Here is a 19626-nt window from a genome sequence, read left to right on the forward strand (position 1 = left end):
ACCGCGCTGGGGCTGGTGCCCGGCCGGGCCCTGCTCTATCCGGCTGACGGGGACGTGGCCGGTGCCGTGGACAGGGCCGTCAGCCTGCTGTGACCGCCGTCGGAACAGCAGAGAACCGCGGGAACCGGGCGGCCGCCGGTCCGTGCTCCCGGGGTCCGGCGCGCGCCGGAGCCTCGAATGTGCCAGCCTTGGTCCATGGCAACTGCACGCTGGAACGGCGAGATCATCGCGGAGAGTGACGACACCCGGATCGTCGAGGGCAATCACTACTTCCCCATCGAATCGGTGTCCCCGCACTACCTGAGGCCATCGGAGACCACCACGGTCTGCCCCTGGAAGGGGACGGCGAGCTACTACACACTGCACGTCGACGGCGAGGACAACCCCGACGCCGCCTGGTACTACCCGGACCCCAAGCCGGAGGCGGCCCAGATCAAGGGCTACGTGGCCTTCTGGAAGGGCGTGGAGGTCACCGGCTGACCTCCCCGGGGCGGGGAGGTCAGGGACGTCGGGGCTCAGTGGACCAGCTCGGCCTCCGGGTCGTGGCCGTAGACCCAGGCGTTCTGCCGGAGCGGGTCGCCACTGGCGAAGGCCGCGTCGCGTTCACGCTGGGCGGGGCCGTCGGGGAGGTGGTTCTGCACCTCACGGCCGCGGCTCATGAGCTGGACCTGGGATGCCCTGGGCCGGCGGATCCCCTCGTAACGCAGCAGCGCCTGCGCCGCCGTCCCGGGCGTGGCCGTCCGGAGGCAGGCCGCCAGGACCGCCGCGTCCTCGACCGCCTGGCAGGCTCCCTGGCCCAAGAAGGGCAGCATCGCGTGGGCGGCGTCCCCCAGGAGGGTGACCCGCCCGTCGGTCCAGCGCTCCAGCGGGCTGCGGTCGTACAGGGCCCAGCGTTTGGTGTCGGTCGCGGAGGCGATCAGCTGTCCGAGCCGGGGGTCCCAGGTCTCGAACTCCCGCGCCAGGTCCTCCACCCGGCCGTCGGCCGTCCACGACTCGATCCGCCAGTCCCCGGCGGGCACGATCGCGACGACGTTGACCAGACGTCCCCCGCTGATCGGGTAGTGGACGAAGTGCCTGCCCGGCCCCAGCCACAGCGTCTGCACCGGCCGCAGCGCCAGGTCGGGGGCGTCACCGGCCGGGACCAGGCACCGGTAGGCGCACAGGCCGGAGAACCGGGCCGGGTCCTCGGCCACGACCGAGGACCGGACGGTGGAGTGGATCCCGTCGGCACCGACGACCACGTCGGCGACCACCGTCGTCTTCTCTCCCTGCCCGTCGGCGAGGACCAGCTCGACTTTCTCGCCGTCCTGCCGCAGGCCGTCCAGCCGCCGGTCGAGCCGTACGGCGTCCTCGGGCAGCGCCTCCAGCAGCATGGCCAGCAGGTCGGCCCGGTGCGCGACGTAACAGTCGGCGCCGTACAGCCGCCGGCACTCCTCTCCCATCCGCTGGGAGAACAGCACCCGGCCGTCCTCCCAGCGCCGGAACTCCCAGGCGGTCTCCAGCGCCACGGCGGAGGCCGCCAGCCGCTCGCCGAGCCCGGCCCGCACCAGGGGGCGGACCATGTTGGGGGCGACGACGATGCCCGCCCCGACCTCCCGCAGCTCGGTGGCCTGCTCGTAGACGGTGGCCTCGATGCCCGCCTGCCTCAGCAGCAGTGCGGCGGCCAGGCCGCCGAGGCCTCCTCCGACGATGGCGATCTCCACTCCGGCTTCCTCTCCTCGGACGGGGTCAAGCGGTCGAGCCGTGAAGATCTTCGTACATTCCGCCCGGATCCGGTAGAGGCGCGCGGCCTCCGCCTGACCGGCGGCGTGCGGCGGCTCGTGCCCCGGCGGTCCGGGGCGGGGCCACGCCGGCCCGGCGATCCGTGTGCGGGCCGGCTGCGCGTCCAGCGCGCCCTCCGGCGGGACTGCTCAGCGAGATCGACGGCCGGACCTGCCCGGTCCCTCCGGCAGGCCGTACCGGCTCAGACGGGCCAGGGCACCGTCGATCCTGAGCTTCGGCCGCTCCGCATCGGGGAACAGGGCGAACCCGTCGCCGTTGCGCCAGTCGTGCACGGGGACCAGGCCCGGCTCCAGCAGCTCGAACCCGTCGAGCAGGGCAAGCACCTGATCGTGGGAGCGGAAGGTCGACTGGGCGGGGGAGTTCGCCGTGGCGGCCGTCAGCTGGGCCATCGCCTCCGGCGCGCTCTCGGCCATCGCGTGCGAGAGCGTCAGATGGCTGCCCGCGGCCATGCGCTCCCGGAACGCGGCGATGACGCCGGCCGGATCCTCGGCGTCGGTGATGAAGTGCAGCACTCCCACCATCAGCACGCCGACCGGCTGGGAGAAGTCGACGAGCCCGACGACCTGAGGATCGTCGAGGATGGCGCCGGGGCGGCGGATGTCGGCCTGGACGCTCACCACGTTCTTGTCGCGGGTGAGCAGCACCTCGGTGTGCAGGTGCACGACGGGATCGTAGTCGACGTAGACCACCGTGGCCGAGGGATCGATCTCGTGTGCGACCTCGTGCACGCTGGGGGAGGTCGGTATGCCGGTGCCGAGGTCGATGAACTGCCGCACGCCCCGCTCGGCCATGAAACGGACGGTCCGGACCAGGAAGTCACGGTTGGCCCGGGCCACGAGACGGGTGTCGGGAGCCACCGCCAGCAGTCGCTCGGCGATGGCGCGATCGATCGCGAGGTTGTCTTTTCCGCCCAGGAGATAGTCGTAGACGCGGGCGGAACTGGGCACGTTCGGGTCGACGCCCGGGGGGACACGGTCCAATCCCGTCACCGTGGGATCTCCTTCGTCGGCGAAACCGGAAAGTGATCATACTGGACAGCGCTCGCCGGCTGCCGGGCATCCCGGCTCCAGGCCGCGGGGCAGCCGGCCGGTGCGGAGGATCACGCCGGGCCGGGCCCTCCGGAGGCCACCGGTCTCCGGCGCGACACGGCTTCCCGTGGTCGCCAGGTGTCCCCGGGAGTGCGGACGGCCCCCGGCAGGGTTTGAATCCCGCTCCGGAGGAACTGTCGGAGGTATGGATTCACTCGCACACGTCGACGCCTACTGGCGGGCGGCCAACTACCTGTCGGTCGGCCAGATCTACCTGCTGGACAATCCGCTGCTGGCCGAGCCTCTGACTCCCGAGCACGTCAAGCCACGCCTCCTGGGGCACTGGGGCACCACTCCGGGGCTGAACTTCTGCTTCGCCCATCTCAACCGGATCATCCGGGAGCGCGACCAGGACATGATCTACATCGTCGGACCTGGGCACGGTGGCCCGGCGGCGGTCGCCCATGCCTGGCTGGAGGGCTCTTATACAGAGAAATATCCGGATATCATGCAGGACGCCGTCGGCATGCAGCGGCTGTTCCGGCAGTTCTCCTTCCCCGGCGGCATCCCCAGCCACGTCGCCCCCGAGGTCCCGGGCTCCATCCACGAGGGCGGCGAGCTCGGCTACTCGCTGGCCCACGCCTACGGCGCCGCCTTCGACAACCCCAACCTGGTGGTGGCCTGCGTCATCGGCGACGGCGAGGCCGAGACCGGGCCGCTGGCGGCCGGCTGGCACTCCGGCAAGTTCCTCAACCGCGAGCACGACGGGGTCGTGCTGCCGATCCTGCACCTGAACGGCTACAAGATCGCCAACCCGACCGTCCTCGCCCGGATCCCCGAAGAGGAGCTGGTCAAGCTCATCGAGGGGTACGGCTACCGCCCGCACATCGTCTCCGGCGACGACCCGGCGGTCATGCACGAGCTGATGGCCGAGACCCTCGACACGGTCTTCGGCGAGATCGCCGAGTTCAAGGACGGCCGCGCCGAGCGCCCGCCGATGATCGTGCTGCGCACGCCCAAGGGGTGGACCGGCCCGCGCGAGGTGGACGGTCTCCCGGTCGAGGGCACCTGGCGGGCTCACCAGGTGCCGCTGTCGGCGGTCCGCCAGAACGCCGAGCACCGGGCGATGCTGGAGGAGTGGATGCGCTCCTACCGGCCCGGTGAGCTCTTCGACGAGCAGGGGCGGCCTGTCGCGGAGATCCTGCGGACGGTGCCGGAGGGCCCGCGCCGGATGAGCGCCAACCCGCACGCCAACGGCGGCGAGCTGCTCAAGCCGCTGGCGCTGTCCGACTTCCGCGACCACGCCGTCGAGGTCAAGGCTCCCGCCGTGCAGTCCAGCGAGCCGACCAAGGTCCTGGGGCAGTTCCTGCGCGACGTCATCGCCGCCAACCCGGACAACTTCCGGTTGATGGGGCCGGACGAGACCGCCTCCAACCGGCTGTCGGCCGTGTTCGAGGTCACCGACCGCGTGTGGGACGCCGAGACGCTGCCCACGGACGAGAACCTCGGCCCGGACGGCCGGGTCATGGAGGTGCTCAGCGAGCACCTGTGCCAGGGCTGGCTGGAGGGTTACCTGCTGACCGGCCGTCACGGCCTGTTCAACTGCTACGAGGCGTTCATCCACATCGTCGACTCGATGTTCAACCAGCACGCCAAATGGCTGGAGTCGTCCCACAAGATCACCTGGCGGCGTCCGGTCGCCTCGCTGAACTACCTGCTGTCGTCGCACGTGTGGCGGCAGGACCACAACGGCTTCAGCCACCAGGATCCCGGCTTCATCGACGTGGTGATGAACAAGAAGGCCTCGGTGGTGCGGATCTACCTGCCGGCGGACGCCAACACCCTGCTGTCGGTCGGCGACCACTGCCTGCGCTCGCGTGACTACGTCAACCTCGTCGTGGCCGGCAAGCAGCCGGTGCTGGACCTGTTCACCATGGAGGAGGCGATCGCGCACTGCACCCGTGGCCTGGGCATCCTGGAGTGGGCCTCCACCGACGCGGGAGCCGAGCCCGACGTGGTTCTGGCCTGCGCCGGCGACGTGCCGACACTGGAGACCCTCGCCGCCGCCGCGCTGCTGCGCGAGCACCTGCCCGAGCTGAAGGTCCGCGTGGTCAACGTCGTGGACCTGATGCGGCTGCAGCCGCCGTCGGAGCACCCGCACGGCATGTCGGACGCCGAGTTCGACACCCTCTTCACCGCCGACAAGCCGATCATCTTCAACTTCCACGGCTACCCCTGGTCGATCCACCGCCTGACCTACCGGCGGCGCGGCCACCACAACATCCACGTGCGCGGCTACAAGGAGGAGGGCACCACCACCACGCCGTTCGACATGGTGATGCTCAACGACATCGACCGCTTCCACCTGGTGATGGACGTCATCGACCGGGTGCCCGGTCTCGGCGCCAAGGCCGCGCACCTGCGCCAGCAGATGGTCGACGAGCGGTTGCGCGCCCGCGCCCACACCCGTGAGTACGGCGAGGACCCCGCCGAGATCCGCGACTGGACCTGGCCGTACTGAGCCGGCCGTACCGAACCGCGCCGGCGCGCGGGAAAGGAACCGTGAGAATGTTCGAGGGCTTCAAGGAAGAGCGGGTGGGCACCGGAGAGGCCGAGCTGTTCGTACGGCACGGCGGCTCCGGGCCGCCCGTGCTGCTCCTGCACGGCCACCCCCGCACCCACGCGACCTGGCACCGCGTCGCGCCGCTGCTCGCCGGCGACTTCACCGTGGTCTGCCCGGACCTGCGCGGCTACGGCCGGTCGTCCAAGCCGGCCACCACCGCCGACCACGAGCCCTACTCCAAACGGGCGATGGCCCGCGACTGCGCGGCGCTGATGCGCGTGCTCGGTCACGAGCGGTTCACCGTCGTGGGTCATGACCGGGGCACCTACGTGGCCCAGCGCCTGGCCATGGACCACCCGGACATGGTCTCCCATCTCGTGGTGATCGACGGGGTGCCGATCGGTGAGGCGCTGGCCCGGGCCGACGCCAGGTTCGCCGCCGCCTGGTGGCACTGGTTCTTCCTCGGTCAGACGGCCAAGCCCGCCGAACGGGTGATCAACGCCGATCCCGACGCCTGGTACGGAGGGACTCCGGAGGCGATGGGCGCCGAGGCGTACGAGGACTACCGGCGGGCGATCCACGATCCGGCCACGGTCCACGCCATGTGCGAGGACTACCGGGCCGGGCTCGGCCTGGACCGGGCCGCCGACGACGCCGACCGCCGCGCGGGCCGCCGGATCTCCTGCCCGACGCTGTTCCTCTGGGCCACCCGCGACGACATGGAGGACCTCTACGGGGACCCGCTGGCGATCTGGCGTGACTGGGCGGACGACCTGCGCGGCGCGCCCATCGACTCCGGCCACCACGTCGCGGAGGAGGCGCCGGCCGAGCTCGCCGCCGGACTGCGCCGGTTCCTCGGCGCCGGCAGCTGACGGTCCGCTGCCGGGCCGCCGGATCTCGGCAGCCCGGCAGAGGTGATCCGTTTGGGCTCCTCACAGGGGGTATGGGGATCATCGCTGCAGATCAGACGCCGAGACGGGGGCGGATATGGCTACGTTCGGATATTTCCTCTCCAGCGAGGAACACGGCCCCAAGGAGCTGGTACGGCAGGCCCGGCTCGCCGAGCGGGCGGGGTTCGAGGCACTGTGGATCTCCGACCACTTCCATCCGTGGCTGGACGTGCAGGGCAACAGCCCGTTCGTCTGGTCGGTGATCGGCGCGCTGGCCGAGGCCGCCTCGCTGCCCATCACGACCGCGGTCACCTGCCCGCTGGTCCGCGTCCACCCCGCGATCATCGCCCAGGCCGCCGCGACCAGCGCGGCGCTGACCGGGGGCCGGTTCCGGCTCGGCGTGGGCACCGGAGAGGCGCTCAACGAGCACATCATCGACTCCCGCTGGCCTCCGGCGTCCGAACGCCTGGAGATGCTGGAGGAGGCGGTCGAGCTCATGCGCGAACTGTGGAGCGGCAGGCTGGTGACCCACCGCGGCGCCCACTACGACCTCGACACCGCCCGCCTCTACACGCTTCCCGACGAGCCTCCGCCCGTCTACATGTCCGCCTTCGGCGACAAGGCGGTGCGGCTGGCCGGGCAGATCGCCGACGGCTACATCTGCACCGGCCCGAGCGCCGAGCTGGTGCGGAAGTTCCGCGAGGCCGGCGGGGAGGGCAAGCCCGCCCAGGGCGGCCTGAAGGTCTGCTACGCCGCCGACGAGGCCGCCGCGCGCAAGACCGTGCACCGGCTCTGGCCCACGCAGGGCATCAAGGGCGAGGCGTCGCAGCTGCTCCCGCTGCCCAGGCACTTCGAGGAGCTCGCCGAGGCGGTGACCGAGGAGGAGGCCACGGCCTCGACGCCGTGCGGGCCCGATCCCGAGGTCCACGCCCAGGCGATCAGGGAGTACCTCGACGCGGGCTTCACCGAGGTGTACATCAGCCAGATCGGGGAGGAACAGGACGCCTTCTTCGACTTCTACGCCAAGGAGGTCCTGCCGCGGGTGCGCTGAGTGCCGCGGCACCGGCGGCGCACCCCATCCCGCACGACCCGAAAGGAGAAGACCATGAAGGCTCTCACCTGGCACGGCAAGCGCGACGTGCGGGTCGAGGAGGTCCCGGATCCGGCGATCAAGGAACCGACCGACGCGATCGTCAAGCTCACCACCACCGCGATCTGCGGCTCCGACCTGCATCTGTACGAGGTCCTGGGGCCCTTCATCGGGGAGGGCGACATCCTCGGCCACGAGCCGATGGGCATCGTGGAGGAGGTCGGCGCGGAGGTGACCCACATCAAGCCCGGCGACAGGGTGGTCATCCCCTTCAACATCTCCTGCGGCCACTGCCACATGTGCGGGATGAAGCTGTTCGCCCAGTGCGAGACCACCCAGGTCCGCGACCAGGGCATGGGCGCGGCCCTGTTCGGCTACACCAAGCTGTACGGCGAGGTGCCGGGGGCGCAGGCGGAGTACCTGCGGGTCCCGCAGGCCCAGTTCGGCCCGGTCAAGGTCCCCCATGGGCCGCCGGACGAGCGGTTCGTCTACCTGTCCGACGTGCTGCCCACCTCCTGGCAGGCGGTCCGTTACGCCGACGTCCCCGACGGCGGCACCGTGGCCGTCTTCGGCCTGGGACCCATCGGGCAGATGTCCGCCCGGATCGCCAGGCATCTCGGTTACCGGGTCATCGGGATCGACGGGGTCCAGGAACGTCTCGCGATGGCGCGCAGGCACGGCGTGGAGGTGCTGGACGCCTCCGTGACCGACGACGTCCCGGAGGCGATCCGCGAGCTGACCGGCGGGCGCGGTCCCGACTCGGTCATCGACGCGGTCGGCATGGAGGCGCACGGCTCCCCGGCCGCCAAGCTCGCCCAGACCGTCACCGGGATACTGCCCGACGCGATCGCCGCCCCGCTGATGTCCACCGCGGGCGTGGACCGGCTCGCCGCCCTGAACCAGTCGATGGAGGCGGTACGGCGCGGCGGCACGGTCTCGATCGTCGGCGTCTACGGCGGCATGGCCGACCCGATGCCGATGCTGAAGATGTTCGACAAGGGCATCACCCTGCGGATGGGCCAGGCCCACGTCAAGCGCTGGATCGACGACCTGATGCCGCTGGTGACCGACGACTCCGACCCGCTGGCGGTCATGGACCTGGCCACCCACCGGCTCCCGCTGGACCAGGCCCCGCACGGCTACGAGATCTTCCAGAAGAAGCAGGACGGGGCAGTCAAGGTCCTGCTCAATCCGTAATCCGTAGAGACCCACAAGATCACGAGAGAGGGAAGCATGGACGCCATCGTTCTCCTGAAGGACGACCACAAGACCGTCGAGAAGCTGTTCAAGGAGTTCGAGAAGGCCGGTGACGGCGCCCACAAGAAGAAGCGGGACATCGTCGACAAGATCATCGAAGAGCTCACCACCCACGCCTACATCGAGGAGGAGATCTTCTACCCGGCCGCCCGCGAGGGTGCTCCCGACACCGTCGACCACATCCTGGAGAGCGTGGAGGAGCACCACGTGGTGGTCTGGATGCTCTCCGAACTGCGGGGGATGGACCCCGAGGACGAGCGGTTCGTCCCCAAGGTCACCGTCCTGATGGAGAACGTGCGCCATCACGTCGAGGAGGAGGAAGAGGAGTGGTTCCCGAAGGTGCGCGAAGCCATGGGACGCAACCGGCTCCAGGAACTCGGCGAGCGGATGGAGAAGGCCAAGGCCAAGGCGCCCGCTGACCCCCTCGCGGTGAGCAGCGCGGGCAAGTAGTCCCTCTCCTGACAGCGGGAGCGGGTTTCCAGGGGGCCGCCGGATGCCGGAGGCCCCAGGAAGCCGGGACGTCCTCGGGACGCCAGGGACGCTCTCCAGATACACCTGAAGCCGTCCTCAGGTCCACGTCCAGGACGTCCCCGGGTCCACATGCGGGAAGTCCCGGGTCGTCGAAGACGTCTTCGGGACGCCGAGGACGTCCTCCCTGTACATCCCGGGACGTCCTCAGGTCGTCGAGGACGTCCCGGGATGCATACAGGACAGGGCCCCGACCGCCGTCGCGGTCGGGGCCCTGTGAGTCTCCGGTTACGTCAGGGGTGTTGCTCGGTCACGAGGAAGGCCACCGATCCCCCCTCGTCGATGTCCGCGTCGAGAGCCTTGTCGTCGAGCATGTCCGCGGCGGTGGGGTCCAGAAAGATCCTCGCTCCTTCCGACTCGACCACCTTGTCGTTGGACTCAGGGCCGTCCACGACCGAGAGCAGTAGGGATCCTGTGCCGTCAGCCTGTGAGGAGATGCGGACACCGGTGTCGGTGGAATCCGCTACCTGCGAGCTGAGGTCCCGGATCACCTGTGCCGCGGTGTCGGTCAATGTGAGCATTGTGACTCCTTGTCGGGATCGGGTCTGGGATTCTTCGCCCTTTCCCGCTCTGAACCGGCCCAACCATGTCTCCCTGGATTTCCCCTGGCAGGCCGTACCGCCGGGACCGCGCCACCCGCGGAGGCACGTCGTCGAGGTCAGCCCCGCGTGCCGAGTCGCTCCAGGCGTTCCGCCGTCTTGCGCGCGGCGATCAGGATGGGATCCCACACCGGGGCGAACGGGGGAGCGTAGGACAGGTCGAGCCCGCTCACGTCCTCCACGCTCATCTCCTGCCAGACGGCGACGGCCAGGGCGTCGATGCGCTTGGCCGCGCCCTCCTGCCCGACGATCTGGGCGCCCAGCAGCCGGCCGGTCCGGCGGTCGGCGATCATCTTTGTCCGCATCCGGCGCGCACCGGGGTAGTAGCCGGCGCGTGTGGTGGACTCCACGATCTCCTCGACCGTCTCGAACCCGGCCTGCGCCGCCTCGGCCGTGGTCAGACCCGTGCGCGCCACCTCGTACTCGCAGATCTTCGACACCGCCGTGCCGACGACGCCGGGGAAGGCGGCGTACCCGCCGCCGATGTTGATGCCCGCGGTGCGCCCCTGCTTGTTGGCGTGGGTGCCGAGCGCGATCGCGACCGGGCGCCGGGAGACCAGGTGGAAGGTCTCCACGCAGTCGCCGGCCGCCCAGACGCCCTCGACCGCGGTGCGCATCCGACGGTCGGTCCGGATCCCCGAGGTCTCGCCGACCGGGACGCCGGCGGCCTCGGCCAGGGCCGTGTTCGGGCGGCTGCCGAGACCGAGGACGACCAGGTCCGCCTGTACGCTCCGGCTCCCGGTGCGGGCCCCGGTGACCCGCCCGCCGGACTCGGAGAAGCCCTCGACGGGCTCGCCGAGGAGCACCTTGACCCCCAGGTCGCGCAGGGCGTCGGCGACCAGGGCGCCCATGTCCGGATCGAGCGTGCCCATCGGCTGATCGCCCCCGTCGATGAGCGACACCTCCAGGCCCCGCCGTACCAGGGCCTCGGCCATCTCCAGGCCGATGTATCCGGCGCCGACCACCACGGCCCTGCGTGGGCGCTCGGACTCCAGGACGTCCAGGAGGGCGATGCCGTCGTCGAGGGTCTGCACGCCGTACACGCCCCTGGCCTGCGCGCCGGGGAGGTCGGGGCGGTGCGGCAGGCCGCCGGTCGCGATGACGAGCTGGTCGAAGGGCTCCCAGTACCGGCCGCCGCCGCGGTGGTCGTGTACGGCCACCGCGCGGCGGCCGAGGTCGATCTCGGTGACCTCGCTGCGCAGCCGCAGGTCTATGTCCAGCTCGTCGCGGAAGACCTCGGGCCGCCGCGCGACCAGGTCCTGCGGGTCGGACACCTCCCCGCCCACCAGGTAGGGGATCCCGCACGCGGAGTAGGAGGCGTGGCGACCCTTCTCGAAGGCGACTATCCGCAGATCCTGCGGGTCACGCCTGCCCCGCGCCTGTGAGGCCGCGCTCATCCCCGCGGCGTCGCCCCCGATCACCACCAGTCGTTCCGTCATCGTCCGCCCACTCCCCGAAAGTTTCAGCCAGTAGGGGAGACTTCCTCGTCAGGCGGGTCTCAAACGGTGGCGGAGCGGCTCGGCTCCCCCGACGGACCCGCTCGGGAGCGTCCTGCTCGGGGTCCGGGGGTCGCGGGGGCGTGCGAACAGGCCAAGGGCGATCAGCGAGCACGCTCCCGCAGCGACGGGCGGCGCTCGCCGACCGACGGCGATGCCTGACTGCCAACAAAACAACGACTTCAGCAACGTTAAGAACACAAAATATCAGCTATAGAGTCGCAATATTTTGTTTATTTATCGCAAAAAAAAGATTTAGCTTGATCGATCCAAGCGAGAAGGCCCATGTCGGGCTGCGGGGCCCCGGATCCCAGGAGGGCGGCAATGCACCCGGTAGAGGATGATAACGCCGCTACCGGCCCGCGTGGCCACGCCCGGTGGCGCGGGGGATTCTGTGCGGCGACGCCGGGCGGCGAGTGCTTTCCCGGCCTCCCGCTTGTGTCGCAAACTTTGTGCAATTACTTGCAAGTCCTGTCGTATGCTTGCATTCATGACGCGCAGGCTTGCCGAGGTGGCCAAGAAGGTCGGAATGAGCGAGGCGACGGTGAGTCGCGTGCTCAACGGCAGACCCGGTGTCTCGGAGGCGACGCGCAAGGCCGTGCTCACGGCGCTCGACGTCCTCGGCTACGAGCGTCCGACCCGGCTGCGCGGCAACCGCGCCCGCCTGGTGGGACTGGTCCTCCCCGAGCTGCAGAACCCGATCTTCCCCGCGTTCGCGGAGGTCGTCGGCGGCGCGCTCGCCCAGCAGAGCTTCACCTCCGTGCTGTGCACCAGGACGGTGGGCGGGGTCTCGGAGTCCGACTACGTCGACCTGCTGCTCTCCCAGCACGTCTCCGGAGTGGTCTTCGCCGGGGGGATGTACGCCCAGCGGGACGCCTCCCACGAGCACTACGGGCGGATCCTGGAGCGCCGCCTGCCCGCCGTCCTGGTGAACGCGGCGGTGGAACACCTCGGCTTCTCCCAGGTCTCGTGCGACGACGTGGCCGCCGCGCGGATGGCCGCCGGGCACCTGCGGGCCCTCGGGCACGAGCGCATCGGGATGATCCTTGGCCCTCCCGACCACATGCCCTCGCGCCGCAGGATGGACGCCTTCGCCGCCTACGCCGGAGCCCACGGCCTGGAGTTCGCCGAGGACTCCGTCGAGCACACCATGTTCTCCCTGGAGGGAGGCCACGCCGCCGCCGCCCGGCTGCTGCGGCGCGGCTTCACCGGCTTCGTCTGCGGCGGTGACCTGCTCGCCCTCGGGACGGTGCGCGCCGCCCGCCGTGCCGGCCTGCTGGTGCCGCGGGACGTCTCGGTGATCGGTTACGACGACTCGGCGCTGATGAACTGCACCGAGCCGCCGCTGACCACCGTGCGTCAGCCGATCGAGGCGATGGGGCGCGCGGCGGTGGACCTGCTCACCGCCCAGATCGACGCGGTCGCCGTGCCGGGTGACGAGCTGCTGTTCGAGCCCGAGCTGGTGGTGCGGGCCTCCACGGCTCCCGCGAGCCGCAGGGCCGTGCCGGTCTGAGGGCCGTGCCGGTCTGAGGGCGGCGGCACCCGGCGCCCCCGCCGCCTCCCGGTCCGGGAGTGGCGGTGCCCGGCACCCGCCGGTGCCTGACGGTTCCCGCGCGTCCCCGGTGCGCGTATGGCTAAAAACCGTGACAGAACAGTGATGGCGCCGTGCAACGACATGCAAGCGATCGGTCGCTCCGCCGATGCCGGGCGCGTTGCCGCAGGTCGGTCCTGTTCTCCCGGCGGTGCGAGGGGGGTGCGCCGCGATGACGGATAGCTCACTGTCACTTTTTTGCATCAAGCATGACGGACTCTTGCTAGGTCCTGCACGTCTCTATATGTTTCTCGCAACCGACCCGCCAAGGAGTCCCCTATGAAACCCCGCAACCTCTCGATGCTGCTCGCCGCGGGCATCGTCCTCACCGCCGCAGGTTGCGGCAGTGACAACGGCGCCGCCAAGCCCGCTGACACCAAGCCGGGCACCGCGGCCGCCGACGCTCCGGTCACGATCACCGTGGGCTGCCAGCCCCCCAAGAGCAACCCGTTTGAGCGCAAGGCGTGGGACGAGGACGTCGCCGCGTTCCAGAAGCTGCACCCGAACATCACGATCGAGAGCAAGGACGCCTTCCCCTGCATCAACCCGGACACCTTCCAGGCCAAGCTGGCCGGCGGCACGCTGGAGGACGTCTTCTACGTCTACTTCACCGACATCCAGAAGATCGTCGCGGCCGGTCAGGCGGCTGACATCAGCCCCTACGTCGGCAGCGTCACCAAGCTGGGCGACCTGCGGCCCGACGTCATGAGCGTCTTCAAGAACGGTGACAAGACCTACGGCCTGCCCAGGACCAACTACTCCACGGGCCTGGTCTACAACCGCAAGCTGTTCACCCAGGCCGGCCTGGACCCCGACAGCCCGCCCAAGACCTGGGCCGAGGTGCAGGAGGCGGCCAAGAAGATCGCCGGGCTCGGTCCCGGCTACGTCGGGTTCGGCGAGTACAGCGCGGGCAACACCGGCGGCTGGCACTTCACCGCCTCCCTCTACGGCCGCGGCGGCGAGATGGTCGGCCCCGACGGCAAGACGGCCGCCTTCAACAGCCCCGAGGGCAAGGCCGTTCTGGAGAACCTCAAGAAGATGCGCTGGACCGACAACAGCATGGGGGCCAAGCAGCTCCTGCAGTGGGAGGACCTGATGCGCATGATGGGCGGCGGCAAGCTCGGCATGATGATCGGCGCCCCCGACGTCGTCCAGTCGGTCAACAACGACTTCAAGGGCAAGTTCGACGACTACGGCGTGACGGCACTGCCGGAGGCCAAGGCCTCGCTCAGCGGCGGCGACGGCTACATGTTCAACCCCAAGGCGACGCCCGAGCAGATCAAGGCCGGGCTCCTCTGGCTGGAGTACCACGAGCTGACCCCCGACCAGGGACAGTTCAACTACGAGCGGAACAAGGGCCAGGGCCGGCCGGTCGGCCTCCCCACCCCGGACCTGTACGGCGACAGCGCCCCCGGCAAGCAGATCGTCGAGACGCGCAAGAAGTTCGCCACCGTGCCGGTGGAGCACTTCGCCCCCTACGCGGAGGCGTCCACCACGATCCAGAACAAGATCGAACCGCCGAAGGCGCAGGAGCTCTACGCCATCCTCGACGTGGCCATGTCGGCGGTGCTGACCAGGCAGGACGCCGACATCGACCAGCTGCTCGCCGATGCCGAGGCGAAGGCCAACAAGGTGCTGGCCAAGTCCAGCTGATCCGCTGACACCCGGGTGCCGGCCAGTGGGCCGGCACCCCGCCAGACGTCGAGATCGGAAAACAACCAATGACCACAATGACCGTGAAGGGATCACGGCACCGGACACCGGGGAGGTTCCGGCGCGGCGTGCGGCGTAACCTCACGGCGTACGGCTTCCTCTGCGGGGCGCTGATCTGCTTCGCGTTCTTCTCCTGGTATCCCATGGTGCGGGAGATCCTGCTCAGCTTCCAGCAGACGAACTTCGTCGACGAGCCCACCTGGGTGGGGCTGGAGAACTTCGGCACGGTGATCGACGACGCGGCCTTCGCCGACGCCTGGATCAACACCGCCGCGTTCACCGGCCTGGCACTCGTCTTCGGATATTTCGTGCCGTTCGCGGCGGCGATCGTCCTCAACGAGCTGCGGCACGCGAAGGCATATCTCAGGTTCGTGGTGTACCTGCCGGTGATGCTGCCGCCGGCCGTCGGCGTGCTGCTGTTCAAGTGGTTCTACGACCCGGGTCCCGGCCTGTTCAACCAGATCCTGGACCTGGTGAACCTCCCGGCGCTGAGCTGGCTGGACTCCACCGACACCGCCCTGCTGTCCCTGGTGATCGTCTCCACCTGGATGAACCTGGGCACCGGGACCCTGATCTACCTCGCGGCACTGCAGAGCATCCCCGGCGAGCTGTACGAGGCGGCCGAGCTGGACGGGGCCGGGCTCTTCAAGCGGGTCTGGCATGTCACGATCCCGCAGACCAAGCTGATCCTGATGGTGATGCTGCTGTTGCAGATCGTCGCCACCATGCAGGTGTTCATCGAGCCGTACCTGCTGACCGGCGGCGGCCCGGAGAACGCGACGCTGACCGTCGCCTACCTGATGTACCAGTACGCGTTCAACTTCGGGGACTTCGGCGCCGGTGGCGCGCTGGGGCTGATGCTCATGCTCGTGCTGATGGTGTTCTCCGCCTTCTACCTGCGTATCTCGCGGGACAACCAGAGCTAGGGAGGCAGTGGCACCCATGTCGAACGTCACCGTTCAGCCGAGCCCCCCGGCTCCCTCCCGGCGGCCGGGCTCTGCCCCCGTCGAGGCCGGGCGCGGCACGCGCAGACGCCGCAAGGAGGCCGCGCCGCAGTTCCGCGGTGTGGTCTCCCCGCACACGCTGAAGACCCCCCGGGGACGGGTGATCTACTGGATCGTGCTGGTCACGGTCGTGGTGGGCTTCACAGCGGCCTTCGTGTTCCCGCTCTACTGGATGGTCACCGGCGCGTTGAGGTCGCCCGAGGAACTCGCCCAGATGCCGCCCGGCTTCTTCCCCGAGTCGCTCGACTTCGCGGTGTACGCCGAGGCGTGGGACCAGCTCAACCTGGGGCAGTTCCTCGGCAACACGCTCCTGTACGCCGGCGGAGCCCTGCTGTTCACGCTGGCCGTCGACGTCACGGCGGCCTACGCGCTGTCCAAGCTGCGGCCGGTGCTGGGCAACCTGGTCCTGGGCCTGATGCTGGCCACGCTGATGATCCCGCCGATGGTCATCCTGCTGCCCGCCTACCTGACGGTCAAGGATCTGCCCATCCTCGGCTGGGACCTGCTGAACACGCCGTGGGCGATCTGGCTCCCCGCGGCGGCCAACGGGTTCTACATCTTCCTGCTCAAGCGGTTCTTCGACTCGATCCCCAGGGAACTGCTCGAGGCCGCCCAGATCGACGGCGCCTCCGCCTCGCGCATCCTGTGGTCGATCGTGCTGCCGGTCTCCCGGCCGATCATCGGCGTGGTGTCGATCCTGTCGGTGGTCACCGTCTGGAAGGACTTCGTCTGGCCGCTGCTCGTGCTGCCGGACAGCGAGAACATGTCCATCAGCGTGGGCATCGCCTCCCTCTCGGCCCAGATGCCGCAGAACGTCCTCATCGCGGCACTGGTGATCGCGAGCCTTCCGGCGATCATCGTCTTCTTCGTATTCCAGCGCAGCATCATGGCCGGTCTGACCGCCGGCAGCCTCAAGGGCTGACCGCGTCACCCATCTTCAACCGCAAGGAGTTGTCCCAGCATGTCTGAAACGTGGTGGCGGGGAGCCGCGATCTACCAGGTCTACCTCCGGAGTTTCGCCGACGGCAACGGCGACGGCGTCGGCGACCTCGCGGGTCTCCGCGCGCGCCTGCCGTACCTCTCCGACCTGGGAGTCGACGCGATCTGGCTCAACCCCTGGTATCCCTCGCCGATGGCCGACGGCGGCTACGACGTGGCCGACTACCGCGACATCGAACCGTCCTTCGGCACTCTCGCCGAGGCGGAGAAGTTCATCGAGGAAGCCCACGAGCTGGGCATCCGCGTCATCATCGACGTGGTGCCCAACCACAGCTCCGACCAGAGCGCCTGGTTCCGGGAGGCGCTGGCCGCCGGACCGGGGTCGGCGGCCAGGGAGCGGTTCTGGTTCAAGGACGAGCCCAACGACTGGAAGTCCATCTTCGGAGGCCCGGCCTGGACACAGGTCCCCGACGGGCAGTGGTACCTGCACCTGTTCGCGCCCGAGCAGCCCGACTTCAACTGGACCAACCCGGAGGTGCACCGGGAGTTCCACGACGTGCTGCGGTTCTGGTTCGACCGCGGCATCGACGGCATCCGCATCGACTCGGCCGCCGTGCTGGTCAAGGACTTCGACGGCGGCGACCCCGACGGCTACACCGACCTCGCGGAGGTGCACGACGTCTACCGGAGCTGGCGACGGCTGTCCGACGAGTACGACGAGCGGCTGCTGATCGGCGAGGTCTGGTTCCCCGACCAGGAGCGCTTCGCCCGCTACCTGCGCTCCGACGAGCTGCACACCGCCTTCAACTTCGACTTCCTGGGCAGCCCCTGGAGCCCGGCCGCGCTGCGTGAGTCGATCCGGCAGACCCTGGCCACGCACGGGCGGCTCGGCGCTCCGGCGACCTGGGTGCTGTCCAACCACGACGTCGCCCGTCCGGTCACGCGGTACGGCAGGGCCGACACCTCCTGGGACAACGGCGACCGCAGGGACGGGGCGCCCTCCGACCTCGAACTCGGCCACCGCCGGGCCAGGGCGGCGGCGCTGCTGGCCATGGCGCTGCCCGGCAGCGTCTACGTCTACCAGGGTGAGGAGCTCGGCCTCCCCGAGGTCGAGGACATCCCCGACGAGCTCCGTCAGGATCCGATGTGGCGCCGTTCGGGACACACCGTCGCCGGCCGGGACGGCTGCCGCGTGCCCCTGCCCTGGTCGGGACAGGAGGCGCCGTTCGGCTTCGGCACGGGGACGTCGTGGCTGCCGCAGCCGGAGGCGTGGAAGAAGGTCACCGTCGAGGCTCAGGGAGCGGATCTGGGCTCGATGCTCAACCTCTACCGCGCAGCCCTGCGCATCCGCCGCGAGGAGCTCGGAGACGGCACCCTGACCTGGCTCGACGCCGGGGACGACGTGCTGGCCTTCACCCGCGAGACCGGCCTCACCTGCGTGGTCAACCTCGGTCCCGGGCCGGTGGCACTGCCGCCCCACGACGCCGTGCTGCTGGCCAGCGGTCCCCTCGACGCCGGTGAGCTCCCCTCCGACACCGCCGTATGGCTCCGCACGTCCTGATCGGTCCGCGCCGCCGCGCCGCTCGCACGACCCGGGCGACGCCACCCTCCCAAAAAGCCACCCTCCCAAAAAGGGGAGAGCCGACGCCAGGAGCCCTGWCAGGGCTGCCCGCCGTACCCGCCGCCGGGACACCCGGCGGCGGCCGGCCTCCGTCACGCGTCCGGCCGGGAATTGTCGGGGGCCTCTGGAATCTTGACGGCATGACCCTCTTTGTCTACCGCAGTCACTACGAGGGCCCGCTCAGCAAGCGGGTCCGTCACCTTCCCGACGCCACGGTGCTCGACTGGTTCCGCCGGGGCTGGGTGGCCGTGGTGGAGGAGGGCCACGACACCGACGCGTGGATCGTGGCCGAGCTCGGGGGGCCTGTCTACGGGTTCGGCACGATCTTCGACGCCGCCCGCCGGGAGGGGCTCGCGGCCCCCGGCACGTGGCAGGAGCTCCGTGACCTCCTGCAGCGGCATCTGTACGTCGAGGGAGAGGTGCAGGCGGACGGGCTGAGCGTCCGGGTGCTGACCGACGACGACGAGGTCGAGCTCGCGTACTTCTTCTTCGACGACTCCCTGGTGAGGACCCGGGCGGACCGCCTGGCCTACCTGGTGCACGACGGCTGGCCGCTGCCCGAGACCACCGGCGGGGCGGCGGGCCCGTTCACCCCGCCGGTCCCGGTCGAGGAGCTCGCGCCGGCCCGGCCCGGGGGAGAGGGCGTCACCTACGCGGTCCTGCTGACGTTCTGCGACAGCGAGAGCATCAGCTGGCTGGCCCCGCGCTCCTTTCCGGGGATCCGGCTGCCGGAGCTCGCGGCCCACCTGCGGGAGCTCGAACCCCGCGGAGACGACTGGCCGTCAGAGCTGCTGGCGCTGCGCGCTCTGACGGCCCCCGGAGACGACGGGATCGAGCCGGCGCTGAGCCGCTGCAACCGGTGGCCGGACCTGGAGCAGCCCCTCATCGGGGATCACCGCTCCCTGCACGAGGGCTCCATGCGGGCGCTGGAGAGCGCCGGGCTGGAGCAGGGCCGGGATCCGGACCGGACCCTCATCCGGCACTCCCGCCACCTGGCCCAGATGTCGATCCACATGAACGACTTCTTCGGCCACCAGCAGTGGTTCCTGTTCGACGACGTGTGGGCCGCCGGCAACGCGGATCTCGCCGGCTCCCTGCTGCGCTACGCCCACGGCTGGGATCCGCTCGGAGCCGGATGAGATCCGCCGCTCCCGGAGCTTGGAGACCGGGGTCTCGCGGCCGAAGCGCCGCGGGCGGGGAGGCGGCGATGTCCGCGGCAATCGGCATCCGGCATCCGGTAATCGGCAACCAGTAACCGGTATCCGGCTGACGTCCGCAGTCCGGTGGTTCCGCCGGTCACCCAGGCTTCGGTCACCGGATGGGTTCGTGGCCGCCGCGCAGCGCAAAGCCGTACGGTCGCCCGGAGTCGCGATCACCGGATGGGTTCGTGGCCGCGCAACGGAAAGCCGTACGGTCAACCGGGCTTCGGTCACCGGATGGGTTCGTGGCCGCCGCGCAGCGGCAGCCGTACGGCAACCCGCCACTCCCCGTCCACCGCCCCGGCGTCCAGACGGCCGCCCAGCAG

17 protein-coding genes are annotated in these 19626 nt (G+C 70.1%); 13 read left to right on the plus strand and 4 right to left on the minus strand.

What is annotated here, in order from left to right:
• Positions 1-15: 15 nt before the first annotated feature.
• The gene (locus CA984_RS48280) at positions 16-93 is read left to right on the plus strand and encodes a hypothetical protein (protein ID WP_423229341.1); all 78 of its coding nucleotides are present in this window, start codon (positions 16-18) and stop codon (positions 91-93) included.
• 102 nt (positions 94-195) lie between these two features.
• The gene (locus tag CA984_RS30215) at positions 196-480 is read left to right on the plus strand and encodes a DUF427 domain-containing protein (RefSeq protein WP_086576903.1); all 285 of its coding nucleotides are present in this window, start codon (positions 196-198) and stop codon (positions 478-480) included.
• Positions 481-515: 35 nt separating this feature from the next.
• Here CA984_RS30215 and CA984_RS30220 read toward each other — a convergent pair whose 3' ends face one another.
• Both CA984_RS30220 and CA984_RS30225 read right to left on the minus strand, forming a co-directional pair.
• Positions 516-1703 carry an FAD-dependent monooxygenase gene (locus tag CA984_RS30220; protein ID WP_086576904.1) on the minus strand — a complete coding sequence of 396 codons (1188 nt, stop codon included), beginning with the start codon at positions 1701-1703 and terminating at the stop codon, positions 516-518.
• A 207-nt stretch (positions 1704-1910) separates the two neighbouring features.
• Positions 1911-2771: an SAM-dependent methyltransferase gene (locus tag CA984_RS30225; RefSeq protein WP_086576905.1), complete on the minus strand. Its 861-nt coding sequence runs from the start codon at positions 2769-2771 to the stop codon at positions 1911-1913.
• A 244-nt stretch (positions 2772-3015) separates the two neighbouring features.
• On the opposite strand from CA984_RS30225, the gene CA984_RS30230 reads away from it, so the two are divergent.
• From CA984_RS30230 to CA984_RS30250, 5 genes are all read left to right on the plus strand, one after another.
• Complete coding sequence (locus tag CA984_RS30230) at positions 3016-5331, plus strand: phosphoketolase family protein (protein WP_086576906.1); 2316 nt, start codon at positions 3016-3018, stop codon at positions 5329-5331.
• Between the two features lie 47 nt (positions 5332-5378).
• Entirely contained in the window at positions 5379-6245 is an 867-nt protein-coding gene (locus CA984_RS30235) for an alpha/beta fold hydrolase (RefSeq protein WP_086576907.1), read from the plus strand.
• 115 nt (positions 6246-6360) lie between these two features.
• Positions 6361-7314, plus strand: a complete 954-nt coding sequence (locus CA984_RS30240; RefSeq protein ID WP_086576908.1) for a TIGR03557 family F420-dependent LLM class oxidoreductase — start codon at positions 6361-6363, stop codon at positions 7312-7314.
• Between the two features lie 54 nt (positions 7315-7368).
• Entirely contained in the window at positions 7369-8550 is a 1182-nt protein-coding gene (locus CA984_RS30245) for a zinc-dependent alcohol dehydrogenase (protein WP_086576909.1), read from the plus strand.
• Positions 8551-8586: 36 nt separating this feature from the next.
• Positions 8587-9060: a hemerythrin domain-containing protein gene (locus CA984_RS30250; protein ID WP_086576910.1), complete on the plus strand. Its 474-nt coding sequence runs from the start codon at positions 8587-8589 to the stop codon at positions 9058-9060.
• Between the two features lie 311 nt (positions 9061-9371).
• On the opposite strand, the gene CA984_RS30255 is transcribed toward CA984_RS30250, so the two are convergent.
• Positions 9372-9659 carry an iron-sulfur cluster assembly accessory protein gene (locus tag CA984_RS30255; RefSeq protein ID WP_012891911.1) on the minus strand — a complete coding sequence of 96 codons (288 nt, stop codon included), beginning with the start codon at positions 9657-9659 and terminating at the stop codon, positions 9372-9374.
• A 137-nt stretch (positions 9660-9796) separates the two neighbouring features.
• A complete protein-coding gene (locus tag CA984_RS30260) occupies positions 9797-11176 on the minus strand; it encodes an FAD-dependent oxidoreductase (protein ID WP_086576911.1) in 1380 nt (459 codons plus the stop codon).
• A gap of 547 nt (positions 11177-11723) precedes the next feature.
• Here CA984_RS30260 and CA984_RS30265 point away from each other — a divergent pair.
• The 6 genes from CA984_RS30265 (at position 11724) to CA984_RS47385 (ending at position 19240) form a co-directional block, all read left to right on the plus strand.
• Positions 11724-12746, plus strand: coding sequence for a LacI family DNA-binding transcriptional regulator (locus CA984_RS30265; protein ID WP_341351736.1), 1023 nt, complete (start codon positions 11724-11726; stop codon positions 12744-12746).
• A 357-nt stretch (positions 12747-13103) separates the two neighbouring features.
• A complete protein-coding gene (locus tag CA984_RS30270) occupies positions 13104-14477 on the plus strand; it encodes an ABC transporter substrate-binding protein (RefSeq protein ID WP_086576913.1) in 1374 nt (457 codons plus the stop codon).
• A gap of 128 nt (positions 14478-14605) precedes the next feature.
• Positions 14606-15463 (plus strand): carbohydrate ABC transporter permease, encoded by an 858-nt coding sequence (locus tag CA984_RS30275; RefSeq protein WP_242676259.1) that lies wholly within the window; start codon positions 14606-14608, stop codon positions 15461-15463.
• Positions 15464-15479: 16 nt separating this feature from the next.
• Positions 15480-16463 carry a carbohydrate ABC transporter permease gene (locus CA984_RS30280; RefSeq protein ID WP_086576915.1) on the plus strand — a complete coding sequence of 328 codons (984 nt, stop codon included), beginning with the start codon at positions 15480-15482 and terminating at the stop codon, positions 16461-16463.
• 39 nt (positions 16464-16502) lie between these two features.
• Positions 16503-18041, plus strand: coding sequence for a glycoside hydrolase family 13 protein (locus CA984_RS30285; RefSeq protein WP_086576916.1), 1539 nt, complete (start codon positions 16503-16505; stop codon positions 18039-18041).
• Between the two features lie 200 nt (positions 18042-18241).
• Positions 18242-19240 carry a hypothetical protein gene (locus tag CA984_RS47385; RefSeq protein WP_207621106.1) on the plus strand — a complete coding sequence of 333 codons (999 nt, stop codon included), beginning with the start codon at positions 18242-18244 and terminating at the stop codon, positions 19238-19240.
• The last annotated feature ends 386 nt before the right edge of the window (positions 19241-19626 follow it).

It is taken from the genome of Streptosporangium minutum (assembly GCF_002149035.1).
In the GTDB taxonomy this organism is placed as follows: Bacteria; Actinomycetota; Actinomycetes; order Streptosporangiales; family Streptosporangiaceae; genus Streptosporangium; species Streptosporangium minutum.

Coding starts and splice junctions, on each gene's coding strand:
- CA984_RS30280 (WP_086576915.1), top strand. CDS start 15,480: ATGTCGAACGTCACCGTTCAGCCGAGCCCCCCGGCTCCCTCCCGGCGG.
- CA984_RS30240 (WP_086576908.1), top strand. CDS start 6,361: ATGGCTACGTTCGGATATTTCCTCTCCAGCGAGGAACACGGCCCCAAG.
- CA984_RS30245 (WP_086576909.1), top strand. CDS start 7,369: ATGAAGGCTCTCACCTGGCACGGCAAGCGCGACGTGCGGGTCGAGGAG.
- CA984_RS30260 (WP_086576911.1), bottom strand. CDS start 11,176: ATGACGGAACGACTGGTGGTGATCGGGGGCGACGCCGCGGGGATGAGC.
- CA984_RS30265 (WP_341351736.1), top strand. CDS start 11,724: ATGACGCGCAGGCTTGCCGAGGTGGCCAAGAAGGTCGGAATGAGCGAG.
- CA984_RS30285 (WP_086576916.1), top strand. CDS start 16,503: ATGTCTGAAACGTGGTGGCGGGGAGCCGCGATCTACCAGGTCTACCTC.
- CA984_RS30235 (WP_086576907.1), top strand. CDS start 5,379: ATGTTCGAGGGCTTCAAGGAAGAGCGGGTGGGCACCGGAGAGGCCGAG.
- CA984_RS47385 (WP_207621106.1), top strand. CDS start 18,242: ATGACCCTCTTTGTCTACCGCAGTCACTACGAGGGCCCGCTCAGCAAG.
- CA984_RS30215 (WP_086576903.1), top strand. CDS start 196: ATGGCAACTGCACGCTGGAACGGCGAGATCATCGCGGAGAGTGACGAC.
- CA984_RS30270 (WP_086576913.1), top strand. CDS start 13,104: ATGAAACCCCGCAACCTCTCGATGCTGCTCGCCGCGGGCATCGTCCTC.
- CA984_RS30250 (WP_086576910.1), top strand. CDS start 8,587: ATGGACGCCATCGTTCTCCTGAAGGACGACCACAAGACCGTCGAGAAG.
- CA984_RS30255 (WP_012891911.1), bottom strand. CDS start 9,659: ATGCTCACATTGACCGACACCGCGGCACAGGTGATCCGGGACCTCAGC.
- CA984_RS30230 (WP_086576906.1), top strand. CDS start 3,016: ATGGATTCACTCGCACACGTCGACGCCTACTGGCGGGCGGCCAACTAC.